The organism is Trichocoleus desertorum AS-A10 (assembly GCF_039962155.1).
GTDB lineage: Bacteria > Cyanobacteriota > Cyanobacteriia > FACHB-46 > FACHB-46 > Trichocoleus.
Genome location: NZ_JAMPKN010000016.1, coordinates 101,043 through 120,407 on the forward strand (window position 1 = coordinate 101,043; position 19,365 = coordinate 120,407).

Below are 19,365 nucleotides of genomic sequence, written 5' to 3' on the forward strand. Positions count from 1 at the left end.
TACCTGAGTAAGGCCTTGATTAAATCCACACCTGCATTAATGTGTTTTCCGGAGGATTTGCAGCGTGATCGCTCTTTATTTAAGCCTCAAACTGCTGTGCTGGCTAATTTTGAGCAATTGTCCACCTTGAAGCGGTTAGCAAGACGGACACCAAAAGAGATCTCCTTCAACTTTATTTCTGCCGCCGGGTACATGGTATCGCATTTAGCAGTTTTGGAGAACTTCAAAATACTGAACTATAGCGACTCTTTACACTAGCTAGCCAATTATGACAGCCGGTGGATCTGTGTACTGCAACTTTATCGCCGCAGCCGTGATTTGGTAGAAATTAGGCACTGCTTGAGGTGCAACTGCGATCGCTACTATATATCTTCTTTATGATTTATCTCGCGCAACTAGCTGAATTTCTAGATCAATTCTTGCGAGTTCATCAATTTGAGCTTGATCCCGGTGGTATTTATCGACCTTCAAATCGCCCAATTCAGCGCTTAGGCTTAGCTTTAGAGCCTTGGTCCGATTTAGCAGAATGGGCAACTGAAACAGAGATAGATGCATTATTTCTGCATCGGCCTTGGAAGCTTGAAGGAGATCAACTTCCGGCGCATGTAGGAGTAGTAACCTACCACTTAGCCTTCGATGAGCAGATGACTCTTGGCTTCAATCCTTTGCTTGCCAACACTTTGGGCCTCTTTGATCTAGAAGTCTTGGGCCAAAAAGCTGGACGACCGATTGGCATGCTGGGTAGTACTTCAACTCAGTGTCTTGAGAGTTTTTGCGAGCGCGTACAACAAGCATTTGGCGGCTGCGAAGCAGTAGAAAGAGGTTTACCTCAGATAGTCACTAAAGTCGCGGTTGTAGGAGCTATGACAGGGGCTTTAGTGCGAGATGCCAAAACACGTGGCGCAGAGATTTACATTACAGGGCAGTTTCGCCAGCCAGCCCGCTCTGCTGTTTTAGAAACGGGGATCAATGTCATTGTGGTAGGGCATCGTCGTAGTGAAGAGTGGGGATTGCAAGCGTTAGCTGGAGTTCTACGCGATCGCTGGCCAGAGTTGCAAGTCATTTTACCCCCATCTTAAGCAGTATTTTTGTACTATCAAGATCACCTTCTTCTGGAAGACGGCTGTTCTTCTTAAACCCTTTATAAAAGAAGTGGCTAAGTCGCTAGGTGAGCTTTAGCCGAGACACCAAGTAGCGATCTCAACCAAAATTGATCTCCCAGGAAATTTGAATTTATGCCAGTTGAAGAACTCCGTAAAAGCAAGATGATGGTGCATCTCTTAGATGCTTTAGATGCAGGCCAGGATATTGGTCACTATGGCAAGTTGACATTCGCCATGATCGCGCGTCACTTTATGGAAGAAGACGAACTGATCAGTTATTTGCAAAAAGCGCCTGATTGCAGCGAAACCGATGCCAAAGCGTTGTTTCAGCAAGTGCAGGGCAAAGACTACAATCCACCCAAACGCGATCGCATTTTGGAATGGCAACAGCAGCAAGACTTCCCCATTTGCCCAGATGCCAATGATCCCGACGCTTGCAATGTGTATAAGGAGCTAGAGTTTCCAGAGCATGTCTATGAGCATATTTCCAGCTACTACGCGCACAAGTCAGAAACTTGACGGAAGTCGCATTAACTGGGGAGCTCATGAAAAAACAAATTCTCTAGGTTGCAACGTTTACTATTGAAGCTGGGGCAATTTAATTCTTGCCAAGAATTCTGTCGGTAAGATTTAATTGCTCCACCTAGTCTTCAATTTTGCTTGGTCCAGCAGCTCCATGAGTATCTTCACACTACAGTCGGTTCAGAAAGACTTTGGCATTAAGGAAATCCTCAAAGATGCCAGCTTCAGCCTTAATGCTGACGATAAAGTTGGTCTGATTGGCACTAATGGCTCTGGCAAATCTACTCTCCTAAAGATGATTGCGGGGCTAGAACCGATTGATGCTGGACAAATTCTGGTCAATTCTAGTATCAAAATTGTTTACTTACCCCAGCAGCCTGACCTGAATGAAGAGTACACCGTTCTAGAGCAAGTTTTTGCTGACAGCGGAGAAGGAATGGCGCTGGTACGAGAGTATGAGGAGCTTTCGGACAAATTAGCGCATGGACACGGTGATGCAAATCAGTTGATGGCTCAGTTATCCGTTGTTTCGCAGCGCATGGATACTGTAGGCGCTTGGGAACTAGAAACCCAAGCCAAAATTATTTTGACCAAACTGGGAATTGAAGACTTTGAAGCTAAAATTGGCTCTCTTTCGGGCGGATACCGGAAGCGAATTGCCTTAGCGGCTGCTTTGATGGCTGGTCCCGACGTGTTGCTGATGGATGAACCTACCAACCACTTAGATGCGCTCTCTGTGGAATGGTTGCAAAGCTATCTCAATCGCTTTCGAGGTGCGTTGCTCTTGATTACTCACGATCGCTACTTTCTCGATCGCGTGACTAATCGCATCATCGAGATCGATCGGGGGGATCTGTATAGTTACTCCGGTAATTATTCCTACTACCTAGAGAAAAAAGCCCTGGCTGAGGAATCTGCCGTTAGCACTCAGCGGAAGCACCAAGGAGTTTTGCGGCGAGAACTAGAGTGGTTGAAGCGTGGCCCTAAAGCTCGCAGTACCAAGCAAAAAGCTCGGATTCAGCGCATTCAAGATATGCGATCGCAGGAATTCAAGCAAGGCCCAGGCAAAGTGGAAATATCCACTCCAGGCCGTCGCATTGGCAAAAAAGTGATTGACCTAGTCAATATCTCTAAAGCCTACGATGACCGCACTTTAATCAAGGACTTTACCTACAACTTCAATCCCGAAGATCGCGTGGGCATCATTGGCGGCAATGGGGCAGGAAAGTCTACGCTGATGAACATTATCACTGGGCGGGTGCAGCCAGACATAGGTACCGTTGAAATCGGTTCTACCATTCACATTGGCTATTTTGACCAACATTCAGAAGAGTTGTTGACCGCTCTCAACGAAGATCAGCGGGTAATCGACTACATCAAGGAAGTGGGAGAGTTCGTTAAAGTCGCTGATGGCAGCCAAATTAGCGCCTCCCAGATGCTGGAGCGCTTTCTGTTTCCTGGCAATCAACAGTATGCTCCGATCCACAAACTTTCTGGGGGAGAAAAACGTCGGTTGTTTCTCCTGCGGATATTGATGAGTGCGCCCAATGTGCTGATCTTGGATGAACCGACCAATGATTTGGATGTACAAACGCTAGCTGTTTTAGAGGAATATCTCGAAGATTTTAATGGTTGTGTGATTGCTGTTTCTCACGATCGCTATTTTCTCGATCGCGCCATAGATACAATTTTTGCCTTAGAACCGGGCGGAAATCTACGTCAATACCCCGGTAACTACTCAGTTTATCTAGACTTCAAGAAAAAGGAAGAAGAAGAGGAAGCCAAGCAAGTTGCGGCTGCAAAGCCAGACCAGCCAGCAGCGTCAACAACCTCAGAGCCAACTGCTAAATCGGCAGATGGCGATAAATCACGAAAAATCTCATATAAAGAAAAGCGGGAATTTGAGCTGCTAGAAACTAAAATTCCTGAGATGGAAGCGGAGAAAGAAGCGATCGAAAAAACGCTCTACAATAACCCACCTTCTGGTTTTAGTGAGGTGCAACAACTCTCAGAACGCTTAGCGGAGCTGACCCAAGCGATCGATCAGGCGACTGAGCGCTGGATGGAGTTGGCAGAGCTAGTTGCTTAAGCCAATAAGGGGCGATCGCCGATCGAAAGTGTGGATGAGAGGCGAAGGATGAAAGGCGATCGCTGAGCTATTGAAAAATTGCTTCAGGCTCAGGTTCAAACACGTATTCGTAATCGAAACAGAAAGATTTCAGGTGACGAATAATCGAGAAGCCAAAGTTAGTTACCACGTCGGTTGTGAAAGTAGCCATTACCAACTCAATGAGCTTCCTGTCAGAAACCTTGGGCTTTTGAATAAAGTGATCGCGCTTGGCAAAGAAAACATCTATATCTCTAGGGACAATAATGCCGTTAATTTCGTGCGCTCTTTGAATCGGCTTGATATAGGTTTTGATGAATGCTTCTTGGTTGCGTTGCAGTCGATATAGCTTCTCGTGCTCCCACCAACTCATACGAAACATCATTTTAAGGAGCTCAAAGCCCAAGATATAGTTGAAGACGTTATTTCTTTCTTCTATATTGGTGACCAACTTAAGAGCAGATTCTAGATAGAGATCTGGTTGGCGATGAGCATCTTGAGCAGAATGAATATAGAACTGCCTAATATAATTTCTTAAAACTAATTCGCTCAGTTCTGTATGAATATGAAACCCGTTTAGATACCCTTTTACTCTTTCTTTGTTGTCTCGATCCTGCAAAACCCTAGAAACTAAACCATCAGCGGTGTAGTCATCCAAAAACTCAGCTTGCTTTTCCGGAGGCGTAGCACAGATCAAATGGCATAAAGATAAGACATAACGGCGTTGTTCCCAGGGTAAGCTCTCCGCCCATTTTTGTGCTTCTAAGGGCAGCTTAGCCAGAATACCCTCTGCTATGGGGGAACTCGCAATGGAGTCCTTTCTAGACTTTCGCTGAGGCATAAGCTGAGGCATTTGTATGATTTGAGCTCTGAAATAAGGTATATGGTTTAGCTAGTAGATAAAGTTGCGAGATTTCTCGGGTCCTTCAAAAAAGTACATTACGGTAGGTAACCAATCTTGATGAATCTAATTAATTTTCTTAATGGAATTAAGTAATTAAAACTTTAATAGTGATCTATTCATCTAACAGATGGTTGGTTAGGGTGTACCTGAGAAATACCTGGAATATCAACTTGCCTTTGCGAGCATTCTAGTTTTTATCCGTGAAAGTTCGGTTGACGATCGCTTGGCCGAGACTAGTTATGAGTTAGCGGCTTATATCAATAGCTTCTGAGCAACTTCTTAGTAAGTTCACTCTTAATAATCGCTCGGAGAAGTACTACCTCTAAAGCCAAAGTCTACGAAAAGGAGCTGTCCATTTATGCCAATTGGTGACGAAGCCTCGTACAATTGATTGCACGTATTCTGTGACTCAGGAGCTTAGCCATGCCAGCGGCAGTTGGCGTTATTCAAACACTAGGGTTTCCAGGGGTGCTGGCGGCAGCAGATGCCATGGTCAAGGCGGCATCAGTCACTCTGGTGTATTACGGTCTGGCCGAAAGAGGCGAGTTTCTGGTGGCTGTCCGGGGGCCAGTTTCAGAAGTAAAGCGGTCTGTAGAGGCCGGCATTGTATCCGTAGAACAGGTATTTGGGGCTGAGGTTGTTAGCCACTACATTATTCCCAATCCTCCGGAGAATGTAGAACAGGTGCTCCCCATCCATTACACCGAGCAAGATGAACCGTTCCGCATGTTTTAATCAGGACAGGGATCTGGCTCAATCATTTCCATAGCGGTTTTTAGCTCTCTTACTTAACTTTTTAATTCAGGAGATTGGCAATGCCTCCACAGGCGGGTAGTTCAGCACAAGCTGTTGGCTCAATTGAGACGAAAGGTTTTCCGGCGGTGTTGGCTGCCGCCGATGCGATGGTCAAAGCAGGCCGCGTGACGTTAGTGGGCTACATCCGAGCGGGTAGTGCTCGTTTTACCGTTAACATTCGTGGAGATGTATCTGAAGTTAAAACAGCTATGGCAGCTGGTATTGAAGCCGTAGAAACTGTTTATGGCGGTGCCTTAGAGACTTGGGTGATTATTCCTCGCCCTCATGAAAACGTGGAAGCAGTGCTACCCATCGGGTACACCAACGAAGTGCAACAGTACCGCGATGCTGTTAATCGCCCCATCGCGCCACGGGGTTAAGCTTTTACTAGCTTTGCCAATTCGTTATCTTAGTTTTTATCAGCGACTGCCATCTGAGCTATTTTGCTGTTGGGTTCCAGGGTTTGAGAAACTTGCAGCGACCTCTACGGCTTGTCGCTGTTTTTTTCTTTGCGATCGCAACACCGCATGCCTCAGCAACCCAGACCATCCCACTCACAGCACCCGCTACAGCGCCTGATTCAGTATGGGCATCAGTATCACTCACAAATTCGCTGGGCGATCGCCTGCTCCATCCTGAACAAAATTTTTGATTTAGCTCCGCCTGCTCTGATCGGGGCGGCGGTTGATGTGGTGGTACAAAAACAAAATTCCTGGCTGGCCCAGTTTGGCGTCCGAGATGTCTTTGGGCAGTTAGTAATTTTATCGGTTCTCAGCGCTGTGATTTGGGGTTTGGAATCCGCGTTTGAGTACGCCTATGCTCGACTGTGGCGCAACTTGGCGCAAAACATTCAACACGATCTGCGCTTAGATGCCTACGGCCACCTCCAGAACCTAGAACTAGCCTTTTTTGAGGAACGTAGTACTGGCGATTTAATGTCGATTCTCAGCGATGACATTAACCAACTAGAACGGTTCTTGGATTTTGGCGCTAACGAAGTGCTCCAAGTTGCCACCACAGTTGTGATTATTGGTGGAGCCTTTTTTATCTTGGCTCCTAGTGTGGCTTGGCTCGCCATGTTGCCCATGCCATTTATCCTGTGGGGATCGATCGCCTTTCAGAAACGTTTGGCTCCTCGCTATGCCGAGGTGCGTGAGAAAGTTGGCTTGCTCAACGGTCAGCTCTCTAACAACCTCAGCGGCATTACGACGATTAAAAGCTTTACGACCGAGCAGTATGAGCGATCGCGCATTGCAACGGAAAGTGAAGGCTATCGTCGCAGCAACTACCGGGCCATTCGGCTCAGTGCCGCCTTTGTGCCGCTAATTCGCATCATCATTTTGTTTGGCTTTATTGCCATTCTTTTGTTGGGTGGCATGGAGGCGGTGGCTGGCAGACTCTCAGTGGGGAGTTACAGCGTCATGGTATTTTTGACGCAACGCTTACTCTGGCCGCTGACTCGCTTGGGTGAAACCCTGGACCAATACCAGCGGGCAATGGCTTCGACCAATCGCGTGATGAATCTGCTCGACACCCCGATTGAAATTCATTCAGGCCATTTATCTCTGCCTGTGAAATCGGTGCGCGGCGAAGTGGATTTGCAACACGTCACGTTTGCTTATCGCGATCGCCAAGCCGTGATAGAGGATCTATCGCTTCATATCCCCGCCGGCAAAACGATTGCCATTGTCGGTTCTACAGGGTCTGGTAAAAGTACCCTGGTTAAATTGCTGCTGCGCCTGTACGAAATTCAATCGGGGACGATCACGCTAGATGGCATTCCTCTACAGGATTTGCAACTACAGGACTTGCGAGGCGCGATCGGCTTAGTGAGCCAAGACGTATTTCTCTTTCACGGTACGGTTAGAGAAAACATTGCCTATGGCAGCCCTGAAGCAAATTGGGACGAAATTATTGCAGCAACCAGAGTCGCCGAAGCTCACGACTTCATCATGCAATTGCCCCAGGGTTACGACACGATTGTGGGTGAACGCGGCCAAAAGTTATCTGGGGGGCAGCGGCAACGTCTCGCGATCGCTCGTGCTGTGCTCAAAGACCCACCCATTTTGATTCTGGACGAAGCCACCTCTGCGGTGGACAACGAAACCGAAGCCGCGATCCAGAGGTCTCTAGAAACAATTACTCAAAACCGCACTACTATTGCGATCGCCCATCGTCTCTCCACGGTGCGGAATGCTGACTGCATTTACGTCATGGAGCAGGGTCGCTTAGTTGAAAAAGGGCGACACGACCAACTGTTAGACCGCTCAGGCATTTACGCTAGCTTATGGCGTGTCCAGACGGGCTTAAGAGCGTAAGATTGAGATTGTCAATCTTAAGTTAATACAAACCTTAAGTTAATTCAGTAGTTCATCCATTAGAAATTGACGCATGGAACTCGAAGTTGGAATGGCTCAGCCTGAGTTGATGGATGTGGAAGCAGTACAGAAAGCGTTGAATCGATCACGAGCCTCTGTGTATCGATATGCCAATACTGATCCACAGGAATTGAACTCCTCTTACGATCCCAAGCGTCTCAATCCAGAATTGCGCTTAAATCCTAACGATCCGCTCTTGTTTCACCCCAACGAAGTGGCTCGGTTTGCCAAAGATGTTTTAGGAATTCGGCAGGTCACCATTGAGGTGCAAGAGTCAGCCCAAAACGCTAGTCTCGAAGTCTTGCGGGCAATCTTAGCAGAACTCAAGAGTATTCATCAGTTGTTGAAATCTCAAAGCTCTAACGTAAATTCTTGAGACTGTAGGCTGCAAGACAGTCCCCTCTGCGGGAATAGTTAAAATTATATCTAGAGGGGCTGACGACCCAGCCCTCAGGCAAGTTAACCTATCAGAGTTAGTTAAAAACTAAGCCCTTTATGGAATCAGGTGGCCAATCCGCCAACCCTCCTGGCCGATCTAGTCATAGATTGGCAGATGTTGTTGGCACTGCAATTGCCTTGTTGACCTTGACTTTACCAATTTACGTGATTGCTCATTATTCGCCTAATAGAACAGAACCCTTGCAGCCGCAGCAGACCTACTCATTACCGGGGCCAAGGGATTAGGAGAACTAATGTAAGTAATAGAAGCCCAAATTGGGACAGTTTTAAGTTGCAGACATCATGGTGAGCTTGAACTAGATCGAGCTGAGAATCATGCCCTAAATCTCTGATTCAGCAACGGTTCTCTGTCCTGGCTGTAGCCATTATGGTTGTGAGTGCCGGATTGTCAGTTCGGCGTTAACCGTATTCCCCTAAAATGCTAGTAACTAGTACGAACTGGCTAGACACCACGCTGTGATGGCTGAGCCAAGCCTAGGGTACTTAGTTGAGTTGCAGTAAAGTGAAAAGTTTTGCTAGAAAACTTTTCGCTCTGCCTGCATTTGTTTGGTTTGGCTAATTCAGTCAATGCCAAGATGTCTGCTGACATCTGATTTCAATAGACCGTCATCTTGTTAACTTGGAGAAATACTGTGGACTTATCGCGCATTCCTGCACAACCTAAAGCAGGTTTGATCAACGTCCTAATCGAAATTCCTGCGGGCAGCAAAAACAAGTACGAGTTCGATAAAGACCTGCAAGCCATGGCGCTCGATCGCGTCCTCTACGCCTCTGTCCAGTATCCATACGACTATGGCTTTGTGCCCAATACCTTGGCAGATGATGGCGACCCTCTCGATGGCATGGTGATCATGGATCAGCCCACTTTTCCAGGGTGCGTCATTACTGCTCGTCCGATTGGGATGTTAGAAATGATTGATGGGGGCGATCGCGACGAAAAAATTCTTTGCGTTCCTGACAAAGACCCACGTTACGCTCATGTGAAATCTCTCAAAGACATTGCTCAACACCGCCTAGACGAGATTGCGGAGTTCTTCAGAACCTACAAGAATCTGGAGAAAAAAGTCACCGAAATCTTGGGCTGGAAAGACGTAGACCAAGTGATGCCTCTAGTTGAGGAGTGCATCAAAGCAGGAAGTGAAAAAGGCTGAGATTCTGGCTCTAGTACTTAGTAGGAGTTGTGGAGCTAAGGCTGAGATATTAACTTGAGCTGACCTCTTCCTCGCCCCTCTCCTCTAGGAGGGGGGTGCCGCAGGTAAGTGAGGTTGAACTGTGAACGCAATTACTAGAGATATTTGCTCAACCAGTAAAGCTAGTGAAGTGCCAACTCTTAATATTTGCCTACTAGTATTTACCTAGTTGATCCCAAAGTCTTCCCGACCTTAATAACTTGTGCCAGTATAGACGAAACGAGAGTGTTCATAATTAATTAAGGTGTTTGGGTGACCTGAGGCTTTAAACTTTTTCCTTTAGAAGACTTTCCTCTACTATGCATCGGACGCTCCTCTTAGCCAAAATTCACAGTTGCACACTCACTGCTGCCAACCTCAATTATGTGGGTAGCATCAGTATTGATGAGGTTTTATTGGATGCAGCGGGAATTTTCCCTTATGAGCAAGTGCAAGTGGTCAATGTGGCTAACGGCGAGCGACTCATTACCTATGCAATTCCAGCCCCAGCTAATTCTGGAGCCGTTGAACTAAATGGTGCCGCTGCGCGTCTGGGCATGAAAGGCGATCGCGTCATTATTATGACTTACGCACAGTTTGATGCTGTCGAAGCCCAAACTCACTGTCCTACGGTGATTTTGGTGGACGAGCACAATCGGCTAGCGGAAGTGCTCCGATACAATCACATGCTACCAAGGCCTGGTTTGATCGAAGATGTCAGAGTCTAATTCAGTCCCTCAGAACTCACCGTCTGCCTACGAGTCAGACACCCAGACCACAAGCGTTGGCTCTCAGGAGTTTCTAGTGCAATTCTGGGGTGTCCGTGGCAGCATCCCAGCTCCTGGAGCTGAAACGGTTCGCTATGGCGGCAACACGTCCTGTGTTGAAATGCGGGTGGGCGGTAAGCGGCTAATCTTTGATGGCGGCACTGGCCTAAGGGTTTTAGGTCGAGAACTGCTCAAGGAGATGCCCGTAGAAGCTTACATGCTGTTTACTCACTCTCACTGGGATCATATTCAAGGGTTTCCTTTCTTTACCCCCGCTTTCGTTCCCGGTAATTGCTTTCACATCTATGGGGCGATCGCGCCGAATGGGGCGACGATGAAGCAGCGTTTGAGCGACCAAATGTTGCATCCTAACTTTCCGGTGCCGATTCAGGTGATGCAGTCAGACCTCAAGTTTTATGACTTAACCCCTGGAGATGCGTTCACACTAGATGACATCGCGATCGAAACAGGTTCGTTGAATCATCCGAATACCGCAATGGGTTATCGAGTGACTTGGCAAGGTCGAACAGTGGTTTATGCCACTGATACGGAGCATTTCCCCGATCACCTAGATGAAAGTCTGCTCCACTTGGCTCGTGATGCTGATTTATTAATTTACGATGCTTGCTACACCGACCAAGAGTATCACGACGTTAAAACTCCTAAGGTAGGGTGGGGGCATTCTACTTGGCAGGCTGGAGTCGCGGTGGCCCAAGCAGCGGGTGTAAAGCGTGTTGCGATGTTTCACCATGACCCCACTCATGACGACAACTTTTTAGACCAAGTGGGTGAGCAACTAAAAGCAGTATTTCCCAGCGGATTATTAGCCCGCGAAGGCATGATCCTGGAGATCTGACGCTAGCCCTGCTATTGCCTGTTGCACTTTTTGTAGTTGGGCTGCTGCTTGTCCTTGGGTGAGTAGTGCTTCGGCTCGGGTTAAGCCTGTGGCTAAGTCTGCACAAGCGCCACAGCGCCAGAGATAAAATCCCCCATTCCAAATTGCCGATCGCTCTAGTTCAGAGCGATCGCCTTGCAAAACGGCCTGCATTTCAGCTATGAGCTGAGTCGTTTCCCCTAGAGGCACATCTATGCCAGCAAAATCGTAATCGCGGGGAGCCAGCAGCAAGCGCTCTAAGGAGAAATCAACTCCGCCCTGTCCCAAACCGATGATCGCTGTGCGATCGCGCGGCAAGTCGCAACTGCCTTCCAACCCTTTGACTGTCGTGAAACAAGCGGGAAACCCTCGCAACTGGAAGGCATCTTGGAGCATGACTTCAGTGGGCGGGTGGACAAAACCAGACACAATATTAGCGCTTCCAGCATAAGGACCCCAGAGTAGCTCTAGCGTAGCGAAGGGCGGGCGTTTGCCAATCTGGTCGCGGTAAGGCACCAGACCATGAGCCTGAGGAAAATGTTGGGGCAGATAAACAAAACCGAGTTGAGTAGTAGCTAGCACTTGCTGCACTTGCTCTAGGGTCAACCGAGTCCAATCAATTCCTAACCCTTGCCAAACTTCAACTAGCGGCAATCCTTGCTTGGTGGGCATGCGATCGCCCCCATGCATAATCACAGGGTAGCCTGCTGCCGCCACGATCAACGCGGTGAGGGGGCTAATGGGAGCAGTGCGCGATCGCCCGTCGTAAGGGGAGCTAAGCACGAGTACAGTCTGCTCTGAGCCTAAAGGCTGCAACTGGGGGCCTAGTTCCGCATAGGCATCGAGCATGCCTGCCAATTCTTCTCCGGTCGGTCGCTTGATGCGGTGAGCGATCATAAAGGCTCCAATTTGGGCTGGAGTCGCCTCTTGGAGCAACATCATGCGGGTGGCTGCGGCTGCTTCTAAGCGATCCAAATTCTTCCCTGTATGGGGGCCACTGCCAACTTTCCGCAGTAGTTCTCTAAATGCATCGCTCATGGTCGCAGCTCAAGTAAAACGGTCTTTAGATGTTTTCTCAGGTGTTTGGCTCGAAATTGGGCAGAAACACCGCTAAAGGATCATACAGCCTGCAGTGAGCCTGTGGCATCTAGAGCCAAAGTGCTCTCAGAAAGTCCAGAAATTTGATCTCGAATCAATTGATAAACTAACTCGCGAAATCGCTGAATCGGAGGAATTTGCAGGCGATCGCGGGTCGTGACTAACACCACTTGACGCAACAACAGAGGTTCATCGGTGGGTCGTATCGCCAAGGTAGGGTCAATATGGGCATCAAAAATTGCTGCTTTGGGCAGTAAGGCAATTAGCTTACCTTGGCGAACAATGCCTCGAAATGCATCTAGTGTGTTTAATTCTAAGGCGGCGTTTAAGGTTGCCCCTTGACGTTGAAACTGCTCTTGGACGAGGCGCTGCATACCATAGCCATCCTTAAACACCACTTGAGGATACCGCACCAATTCTGCCCAAGGCACTCGGTCGTATTGGGTCAAGGGGTGGTTTGCTCCCATCAAAATTTCGATTGATTCGTTATAGAGCGGGTCAACGACTACTTCTGGCCCCGTCGTCAGCAAACGATTGTTCATCACAATGGCTAAGTCAACTAAGCCGTCTTTCAAAACCTTAAGGGCGCGATCGCTACCCAAGGCAGTCACACGCAATTGAATGTCTGGGTAATCCTGACAAAAATGCTGTAGAACGGGTGGTAGGTAATGGGCACAGACCGAATGGATAGCGGCAATACACAACTCTGGCTGCTTGCCTGCCATTAAATCAGCTAATTCGGTCGCAGCTAATTCCCACTCCTGGCAAATTTTGCGAGCCCGTGGCAACAGCCGCTCCCCTCCTAAAGTCAGACGAGCTTGGGCTGTGCGGTGAAACAGTAACAAGCCCAAATCCCCCTCCAGCGCCTGAATTTGGCGGCTGATGGTAGATTGGGTGACTCCACATCGACGGGCCGCTTGCTGAAAACTGGTGGTCTCAGCAACGGCCAAAAAAGCTTGCAACTGTTCCAGGCGCATAATCATGTAGCCTAAGTTACATGTAGAGATTTAGCTGATCTGCCTAATCAGTTTGGTAGAGCTTGATACAGACTGAGGGCGATCGCTCAACTAAAAGCTAGATCTCTTTAGATCAAATTTTGAATCAACCAAAATCCTACGCTTCAACCTGGTCTGGTGATGCTACGAAATATGTTGTGAAAAAAAATACAATGGCAAGACTTGTGGTTTAATCTTGCCATTGGTTTTGTGATTTGTAGTTTCGTTTAATCTGGGATAATGGCTCTCAGGTTAAGCGTTTAGGCGATCGCTCTAGCAGCGGGTAAAGATTGAGCGCTTGAGCCATAAAGGGACACAAACCGTCCAAATAGCCACATCGTCTCATGACTGGGAAGGCGGCTAGAGTTAACCAAGCGATCGAGGTTTCTCTGAGCCAGTTTGTGCAAATAAGGTAAGTCTTCAAACAAAGTCAAACAAGCAGAAACATGCAACACAGCCTGCAAAAGCGGTTTTGGCCAAGGCAGATCGCTGTAGATGTCGATGAGAAATTTATGTTCTGTCTCGCTCAGCGGAATGGCATTGAACAAAACTGTAATTCGTTTTTCGTTATAAACCGGAATGCTCAACTCAACGGTGTAAGGACTGTGCAAGATCAAATCAACTTCTACAATTGGCTGCCGCCAAATTCTTAAAACGTTAAATGGAGATTCTAAAATGGTTTGAAACTTGATGTGGCCACCGATAGAAGTAGCGTTTACTTGACTAACCTTAACGATTCTCAAGTTATTTAAGCTAAAACTGTGCACATTTTCTAAATGCTTCAGGTTTAGCAAGTGGTAAATCTGACACAGTTGAGGAAACGGTAGGTCATATTCCTGCCGAATCATATGTTGATCCTCTAGCTCTGTCATTCTCGCTTGAGCCAGCTGAAGAAAAAGTTCATGCTCAGATAACTCAGAACCGGGTGCAGGTTCCCAGGCAGTCCCAACAGTATCGCTCTGTGAGGACTCTTCTGGCTTGAGACATAACCAGCTGACAAAAAACAAAGAGGCCATGCTCAAATGGAGAATTTCAACTGCCGAAAAGCAGCTATCCGCTAAGGCAGAAAAGCTTCTATCAATAATTGCAAATAACCAAGCAGGGATGCCAAAAAGCCAAACACCATGTCTGACGTTGGCCAAAATTAATGAGAATTCTGTCGTTTTACTGTTTGTCAGGATACTGATTGGGTCTTTAAGGGAGAGAGATTCAGACATGGCGATAACTTCAAGCAAGAGAGAGTTTTGATGTCGCAGAGCACGCAAACTTGCTTGTAAAGCTTTATCAGCTAGATGAAATAAAGTCAGAGGTTGAATGATACAATTTGAACAACAATTAAAACCGTAAGCTAAGATACTAATTGTTATTTTTAATAGCAGCAAACCTGCGAAAATTATTCATCTAGAAATTAAGTTGTGCGCTTAATTCTTAAGGTAACACCTCTAATTTGAGGTACCCTCTACCTCAAGTTGGGACTATTTTTCTACTACTTTCTATCCAAGTAAATGGACACTTTTTAATTTAAGCAGACTCAGCTTTTAGAAAATTTCGGTTTAGTAACCTGCTTGATATTCTCCAGGAGTCTAAGTTTTGGCTGATATTGGAGCTTCATGCTTAGCGATCTCTTCATGTAAGGCGGTATAGCACCATACAACTTAGCAAAAGGTCAGCCTTCAGCGAGCACACGAGCACTCAACGCTCTTAACTAAATGCTAGGCGATGGCCTAATTAGAAATGGCTTAAATTATTTGAGCATCCACATTTTGCAGGGTAATGCCCAAGCGGCTTTGAAGGGCTGCGATGACCTCTTCAGCAGCAGTAGTATCTAAAATTCTCAAGTCTTCTTCGGTGTAGTTGATCAAGTCGGCGATCGAATGGATTTGAGTGCGCTTCAAAAAACCGTAAGCTTGCATTGAAAGCTGCAATTCTTCAATCGGAGTTTGAGATAAAGAATTTTTGTGATGGCTCATTGCTTTAATCAGGTGTCAGGGTTTACGAGATGGAACAGCCTTGATCATCATGCCATACCCTACTAATACAGGATTCGATTAGCAGTGAGCCATCGCAGGTCTAATTAGGCAATTTGATGACCAGTTGCAGAAATTAATTGCTTGATGGTTTCTTCTGATGCGCCAGATTCTACCGTGACCGTTTTGGCTTCTACATCTACTTCAACTTTGGCATCAGGCTCAGTAGTTTTGATGGTTCTCTTGATATCTTCTACCGAATTAGGGCCAGAGATGGTTGGAACATTAAGTTTGAGGACCATGTTTTTTCACGGGTTATTAATTACACAATTAACATTTTCCGATTTTACTTTGCCCCTTTACTACTCCTCTGAGGGCTTATTTCTCTGGCGACGATTTGCTCCTTGGGTGAACTATATGCCTATACTTTTTTACAGAGTGAGGAACTTAACCAATTCGCTAGAGTGACCAATACGTAAAACTCTTTTCCTTCTAGCAAGATCAGTTAAACCACTCATGCAATTGCAACGTCAGCGTTCCAAGCGATCGCAGCGGCGAAAATTTTTAGCCTCGCTCATTACCGATCCTGTCCAGTCGGCTCAGGTAGCTGGGTTACGCTACGTCAATGATGACAGCCCAGGTATTCAACGCCAACCTAGAGGAAAAGGGTTTGTTTATCTGAACGTAGACGGTAAGCTCATCCGCGATCGCCAGGAGATTCAACGGATTGATTCATTAGCCATTCCGCCTGCTTACAAAGATGTCTGGATCTGTCCGTTTGCCAACGGTCATATTCAGGCCACAGGTCGAGATGCTAAAGGACGCAAACAATATCGCTACCATTCGTTGTGGCGGCAGGTACGAGATCAAACCAAATTTACCCGACTGATTGCCTTTAGTGATGCCTTACCTACACTTCGAGAGCGGGTAGATCATGACTTGGGGTTGCGTGGGTTGTCTCGTGAAAAGGTGCTGGCTACAGTGGTGCGGCTTTTAGAAACGACTTGCATCCGGGTGGGCAATGAAACTTATGCCCGGACTAATCGCTCCTTTGGCCTCACAACCATGCGCTGTCAGCATGTAGATATTTCTGGCACTACGCTGCGATTTAAGTTTCGAGGTAAGAGCGGCGTTGATCACGATATTCAAATTAGCGATCGCCGTTTGGCTCGCATCATCAAACGTTGCCAAGAAATTCCGGGCTACGAGTTGTTTCAATATCTCGATGACGCAGGTCAAAGCCAGTGCATTGATTCTGGTGCAGTCAATACTTATTTGCAAGAAATAACCAAGCAAGACTTCACTGCTAAGGATTTTCGAACTTGGTCGGGTACAGTTATGGCGGCTTTAGAGTTAGATGCAATGGGTCCGTTTCAGTCGCAAACTCAGGCCAAGAAAAATATCAATCAGGCGATTAAAAACGTAGCAGCGCATCTTGGTAATCGACCTGCTACATGTCGCAAGTATTATGTGCATCCTGCTATTTTGGATGCTTATCTAGACGGATCGCTCATGTCTACTTTGGAAAAAGCGATGCAGCAGCCCACCTTAGATTCTGCTTACGCTTTAAACCCCGAAGAAGTGGCAGTGGTAGCGATTTTGGAACAACAATTAGAAGCTCGGCAACCTATAGCTAGTTAGGAGTTAAAGCAAATAGCTTAAAGTTGGCAAGCTGCCTTGAGCCACTCGACTTCATCAGGATTAAGCGTAGGTACTAGTTTCTCCACAACTTGGGCGTGATAATGATCTAGCCACTCACGTTGGTGCGGGCTGAGGCGATTGCAGTCGATCAGGCGCTTGTCAAAAGGAATGTAGGTCAACGACTCAAACTCATACCAGGTACCTTTGGTGGCTGCACCGTTATTTTCTGTCGCTACTTCTTTAACCACATAGAGATTCTCAATCCGGATGCCGCCCCAACCGGGTTCATAGTAACCAGGTTCGACACTCGTTACCATGCCTGGTTCTAGGGGTTCTTGCGATCGCTTATTAATGCCATTCGGCCCTTCATGCACATTCAAAAAGGCTCCCACACCGTGGCCTGTGCCATGTCCGTAATCAAGTCCCGCTTGCCACATGGCCGATCGCGCAATGCCATCTAGTTGGCATCCCGGTGTGCCTTTAGGAAAGCGCTGCATGGCACAGTTAATGTGAGCTTTGAGAACTTCCGTATAGCGAGCAATTTGTTCTGGTGCGGGTGCTCCAACCACAAAGGTGCGGGTGTCATCGGTAGTGCCAGAGAGGAACTGCGCCCCTGAATCGAGCAGTAACAACTGACCCGATTGCAGATCTACATCGGGGTTGGGAGTGCCATAGTGGACGATAGAGCTGTTGGCTCCCGCACCGGAGATGGTGTTGAAGCTCAGTCCTTGGAATTCTGGTTCAGCTTGATAGAACCGAGCGATCGCCTCTGCCACATCGAATTCAGTGACGCGATCGCCTGCCGTCCAGCGATCGGAGAACCACTTCCAGGCTCGCACCTTTGCCCGACTGGCTTTGAGGTTGGCTTGTTGCATCTGCTCGATTTCGATTGCATTTTTACGAGCTTTCATCCCCTCCACGGGGTTGGGCGCTTCTACAATCTGGACTTTGCCAGTCTTAGAGCTTTCCTGAACCAGCTCGTAGGTACCCATTGTGGTATGTTTGGCATCGATCCAAACCAGCAGGGGTCGCGGCTGATTAAGCAAAGACTGTAACGTGTCAGCGTACTGCTCGTAGGGCAGCAAGGTGATATGGGACTGGAGTGCTTGCTGGATCTCGGTGTCAATGCGCTCTAGATTGGTAAACAGGAACGCTTGCTCAGCCGTGACAATGGTGTAGGCAATAAACACCGGATTGTAGGGAACATCCCAACCCCGTAGGTTCAACAGCCAAGCAATTTGATCGAGCTTGGTGAGCGGTAGGACATCGGCTTGGGCCTTCTGCATGGCTTGCCGTAACCGCTCTAGCTTTTGCGCCACGGTTTCTCCGGTTAAGGTTTCTGGCACCGCAAATAGCTGAGAGGCGGCATAACTGGCAGGAGTTTGACCATCTGCCCAAGCGGCTGATTCCCGCACGCAATCGACTAAATTTTCGGGAAGGCTCACCAGCACCACGCCCGCTGAAGCCAGCCGTTTTTGTAACTCGCGGCATTGATCCACCGCCACCGTGAAGGGGTCAACGCCTAAGCGAAAGGCTTGTTCAGCGGCGATCGCAGCTTGTCCGAGAGCTTCCAGAGTTTCGACTAGAGTTTTATGACCTTCTAAGCCCAATTTAGACACTTGAATGGCTGCGGGATCTACCTGTAAATCAGCTTGTTCGTAGTAGCGAGAGTCCACAAACAACCAGCTCTGCTCGGTCCCAACCAAGAAGTCTCCTGCCGACCCTGTAAAATCGCTGATCCAAGTCCGACGCTGTTTGACTTCTGGCAAATACTCGTTCAAATGCTCATCTGCCGAAGGAATTAGGTAGCCATCCAGTTGATAGGCTGCCATCCAAGCCCGTAAATCGGCTAATTTGGCTTCAGTCAAAGCTTGCTGAGCTTGTTGCTGGACGAGGTCTAGGGGTGACATAGACAAAACTTTGAGATGCTAAGAAACGCGAGGCAACTGATAGCTCTATGGTACAGCCCTCAACTCGTCTGCCTTAAACATTTTCGGTTTTACCCGCTGCATTTATATCCGGAGTTGCAACTTTGGGCATGTAGGGCAATCGCTTGGCCTACACCTCATCATGACTTGGTCAAGCAGCTTTCGGGGATAAGGCTCAAGCATGACCAAGTTTGACACTCTTGTAGAAAACATACCTAAATAGTGCAAGTGTTCTGCTGAGAAAACCTGAGCAGGCCTGCGGAAACTCATAGATCTACATTAATGGAAATACACCTCAGCTTTGCTGTAGCTCCAACCTATTAACTCGGCGGCGTTGCTGAATAGAAGTATGATTCGCAAAATCCTGAACAGGTTTTCAGGGTTTACAGCATCGATTCATACCTTGAGTCAGCAACGCCAACTCGGCAATGATTGAGGTTGCATTTTGTTTGCTGCATAAGCGATGAATGGATGCTCGAAATATTTCTGAACTCGTAATGGCAGTTTCTGTAACTTATGGAGATGAGAAATCGATCGTTGCTTCAATTGCACAAGATTGCGAGTTGGTGGCTTAGAATGAACCCCCTGCTTCACATTCCCACTGAGATAGTCGGCTGGGTTCAACTGCGGTGAGTAGGACGGTACGTAGAACAGTTCG

At 47.5% G+C, this 19,365-nt stretch carries 19 protein-coding genes and 1 pseudogene; 12 read left to right on the plus strand and 8 right to left on the minus strand.

Annotated elements, in window-relative coordinates:
• Positions 1-344 precede the first annotated feature (344 nt).
• The 3 genes from NDA01_RS19580 (at position 345) to NDA01_RS19590 (ending at position 3,714) form a co-directional block, all read left to right on the plus strand.
• On the plus strand, positions 345-1,079 hold the full coding sequence (locus tag NDA01_RS19580) for a Nif3-like dinuclear metal center hexameric protein (protein ID WP_348229260.1): 735 nt from the start codon (positions 345-347) through the stop codon (positions 1,077-1,079).
• A gap of 156 nt (positions 1,080-1,235) precedes the next feature.
• Entirely contained in the window at positions 1,236-1,622 is a 387-nt protein-coding gene (locus tag NDA01_RS19585; RefSeq protein WP_348229261.1) for a hypothetical protein, read from the plus strand.
• Positions 1,623-1,779: 157 nt separating this feature from the next.
• Positions 1,780-3,714, plus strand: a complete 1,935-nt coding sequence (locus NDA01_RS19590; protein WP_348229262.1) for an ABC-F family ATP-binding cassette domain-containing protein — start codon at positions 1,780-1,782, stop codon at positions 3,712-3,714.
• A gap of 67 nt (positions 3,715-3,781) precedes the next feature.
• On the opposite strand, the gene NDA01_RS19595 is transcribed toward NDA01_RS19590, so the two are convergent.
• Positions 3,782-4,585 carry a cobyrinic acid a,c-diamide synthase gene (locus tag NDA01_RS19595; protein ID WP_348229263.1) on the minus strand — a complete coding sequence of 268 codons (804 nt, stop codon included), beginning with the start codon at positions 4,583-4,585 and terminating at the stop codon, positions 3,782-3,784.
• A 474-nt stretch (positions 4,586-5,059) separates the two neighbouring features.
• Here NDA01_RS19595 and NDA01_RS19600 point away from each other — a divergent pair, with 474 nt between their 5' ends.
• The 8 genes from NDA01_RS19600 (at position 5,060) to NDA01_RS19635 (ending at position 11,060) form a co-directional block, all read left to right on the plus strand.
• Positions 5,060-5,371: a BMC domain-containing protein gene (locus NDA01_RS19600; RefSeq protein WP_190437449.1), complete on the plus strand. Its 312-nt coding sequence runs from the start codon at positions 5,060-5,062 to the stop codon at positions 5,369-5,371.
• Between the two features lie 80 nt (positions 5,372-5,451).
• Complete coding sequence (locus tag NDA01_RS19605; RefSeq protein WP_190437446.1) at positions 5,452-5,811, plus strand: carbon dioxide-concentrating mechanism protein CcmK; 360 nt, start codon at positions 5,452-5,454, stop codon at positions 5,809-5,811.
• A 111-nt stretch (positions 5,812-5,922) separates the two neighbouring features.
• Positions 5,923-7,749, plus strand: a complete 1,827-nt coding sequence (locus NDA01_RS19610; RefSeq protein ID WP_431193460.1) for an ABC transporter ATP-binding protein — start codon at positions 5,923-5,925, stop codon at positions 7,747-7,749.
• A 73-nt stretch (positions 7,750-7,822) separates the two neighbouring features.
• Entirely contained in the window at positions 7,823-8,185 is a 363-nt protein-coding gene (locus NDA01_RS19615) for a resolvase (protein ID WP_348229264.1), read from the plus strand.
• A 119-nt stretch (positions 8,186-8,304) separates the two neighbouring features.
• Positions 8,305-8,493, plus strand: a complete 189-nt coding sequence (locus tag NDA01_RS32210; RefSeq protein WP_348229265.1) for a TLTLP motif-containing protein — start codon at positions 8,305-8,307, stop codon at positions 8,491-8,493.
• Positions 8,494-8,900: 407 nt separating this feature from the next.
• Positions 8,901-9,419, plus strand: coding sequence for an inorganic diphosphatase (locus NDA01_RS19625; protein WP_190437442.1), 519 nt, complete (start codon positions 8,901-8,903; stop codon positions 9,417-9,419).
• Positions 9,420-9,757: 338 nt separating this feature from the next.
• Positions 9,758-10,165 (plus strand): aspartate 1-decarboxylase, encoded by a 408-nt coding sequence (gene panD / locus NDA01_RS19630; protein ID WP_348229266.1) that lies wholly within the window; start codon positions 9,758-9,760, stop codon positions 10,163-10,165.
• Positions 10,152-11,060, plus strand: a complete 909-nt coding sequence (locus NDA01_RS19635) for an MBL fold metallo-hydrolase (RefSeq protein WP_348229267.1) — start codon at positions 10,152-10,154, stop codon at positions 11,058-11,060. Before panD ends, NDA01_RS19635 begins: the two co-directional genes overlap by 14 nt.
• Here NDA01_RS19635 and NDA01_RS19640 read toward each other — a convergent pair.
• From NDA01_RS19640 to NDA01_RS19660, 5 genes are all read right to left on the minus strand, one after another.
• Entirely contained in the window at positions 11,028-12,116 is a 1,089-nt protein-coding gene (locus NDA01_RS19640; RefSeq protein WP_348229268.1) for an anthranilate phosphoribosyltransferase family protein, read from the minus strand. The two genes, NDA01_RS19635 and NDA01_RS19640, sit on opposite strands and share 33 nt — an antisense overlap.
• 80 nt (positions 12,117-12,196) lie before the next feature.
• Positions 12,197-13,159, minus strand: a complete 963-nt coding sequence (locus NDA01_RS19645; protein WP_370587952.1) for a LysR family transcriptional regulator — start codon at positions 13,157-13,159, stop codon at positions 12,197-12,199.
• A gap of 272 nt (positions 13,160-13,431) precedes the next feature.
• Entirely contained in the window at positions 13,432-14,388 is a 957-nt protein-coding gene (locus NDA01_RS19650; RefSeq protein WP_348229269.1) for a hypothetical protein, read from the minus strand.
• A 522-nt stretch (positions 14,389-14,910) separates the two neighbouring features.
• A complete protein-coding gene (locus tag NDA01_RS19655) occupies positions 14,911-15,141 on the minus strand; it encodes a DNA-directed RNA polymerase subunit alpha C-terminal domain-containing protein (protein WP_431193461.1) in 231 nt (76 codons plus the stop codon).
• A 104-nt stretch (positions 15,142-15,245) separates the two neighbouring features.
• A complete protein-coding gene (locus NDA01_RS19660) occupies positions 15,246-15,440 on the minus strand; it encodes a cation transporter (protein WP_348229270.1) in 195 nt (64 codons plus the stop codon).
• Positions 15,441-15,654: 214 nt separating this feature from the next.
• Between NDA01_RS19660 and NDA01_RS19665 the strand changes: the two genes are divergently transcribed.
• Positions 15,655-16,779 carry a DNA topoisomerase IB gene (locus NDA01_RS19665; protein ID WP_348229271.1) on the plus strand — a complete coding sequence of 375 codons (1,125 nt, stop codon included), beginning with the start codon at positions 15,655-15,657 and terminating at the stop codon, positions 16,777-16,779.
• Between the two features lie 17 nt (positions 16,780-16,796).
• On the opposite strand, the gene NDA01_RS19670 is transcribed toward NDA01_RS19665, so the two are convergent.
• Both NDA01_RS19670 and NDA01_RS19675 read right to left on the minus strand, forming a co-directional pair.
• Positions 16,797-18,689 (minus strand): M24 family metallopeptidase, encoded by a 1,893-nt coding sequence (locus NDA01_RS19670; protein WP_348229272.1) that lies wholly within the window; start codon positions 18,687-18,689, stop codon positions 16,797-16,799.
• Positions 18,690-19,115: 426 nt separating this feature from the next.
• Positions 19,116-19,365: pseudogene (locus NDA01_RS19675) on the minus strand (hypothetical protein); the annotation flags it as partial.

Coding starts and splice junctions, on each gene's coding strand:
- NDA01_RS19585 (WP_348229261.1), top strand. CDS start 1,236: ATGCCAGTTGAAGAACTCCGTAAAAGCAAGATGATGGTGCATCTCTTA.
- NDA01_RS19590 (WP_348229262.1), top strand. CDS start 1,780: ATGAGTATCTTCACACTACAGTCGGTTCAGAAAGACTTTGGCATTAAG.
- NDA01_RS19595 (WP_348229263.1), bottom strand. CDS start 4,585: ATGCCTCAGCTTATGCCTCAGCGAAAGTCTAGAAAGGACTCCATTGCG.
- NDA01_RS19600 (WP_190437449.1), top strand. CDS start 5,060: ATGCCAGCGGCAGTTGGCGTTATTCAAACACTAGGGTTTCCAGGGGTG.
- NDA01_RS19605 (WP_190437446.1), top strand. CDS start 5,452: ATGCCTCCACAGGCGGGTAGTTCAGCACAAGCTGTTGGCTCAATTGAG.
- NDA01_RS19615 (WP_348229264.1), top strand. CDS start 7,823: ATGGAACTCGAAGTTGGAATGGCTCAGCCTGAGTTGATGGATGTGGAA.
- NDA01_RS32210 (WP_348229265.1), top strand. CDS start 8,305: ATGGAATCAGGTGGCCAATCCGCCAACCCTCCTGGCCGATCTAGTCAT.
- panD (WP_348229266.1), top strand. CDS start 9,758: ATGCATCGGACGCTCCTCTTAGCCAAAATTCACAGTTGCACACTCACT.
- NDA01_RS19635 (WP_348229267.1), top strand. CDS start 10,152: ATGTCAGAGTCTAATTCAGTCCCTCAGAACTCACCGTCTGCCTACGAG.
- NDA01_RS19640 (WP_348229268.1), bottom strand. CDS start 12,116: ATGAGCGATGCATTTAGAGAACTACTGCGGAAAGTTGGCAGTGGCCCC.
- NDA01_RS19645 (WP_370587952.1), bottom strand. CDS start 13,159: ATGATTATGCGCCTGGAACAGTTGCAAGCTTTTTTGGCCGTTGCTGAG.
- NDA01_RS19650 (WP_348229269.1), bottom strand. CDS start 14,388: ATGTCTGAATCTCTCTCCCTTAAAGACCCAATCAGTATCCTGACAAAC.
- NDA01_RS19655 (WP_431193461.1), bottom strand. CDS start 15,141: ATGAGCCATCACAAAAATTCTTTATCTCAAACTCCGATTGAAGAATTG.
- NDA01_RS19660 (WP_348229270.1), bottom strand. CDS start 15,440: ATGGTCCTCAAACTTAATGTTCCAACCATCTCTGGCCCTAATTCGGTA.
- NDA01_RS19665 (WP_348229271.1), top strand. CDS start 15,655: ATGCAATTGCAACGTCAGCGTTCCAAGCGATCGCAGCGGCGAAAATTT.
- NDA01_RS19670 (WP_348229272.1), bottom strand. CDS start 18,689: ATGTCACCCCTAGACCTCGTCCAGCAACAAGCTCAGCAAGCTTTGACT.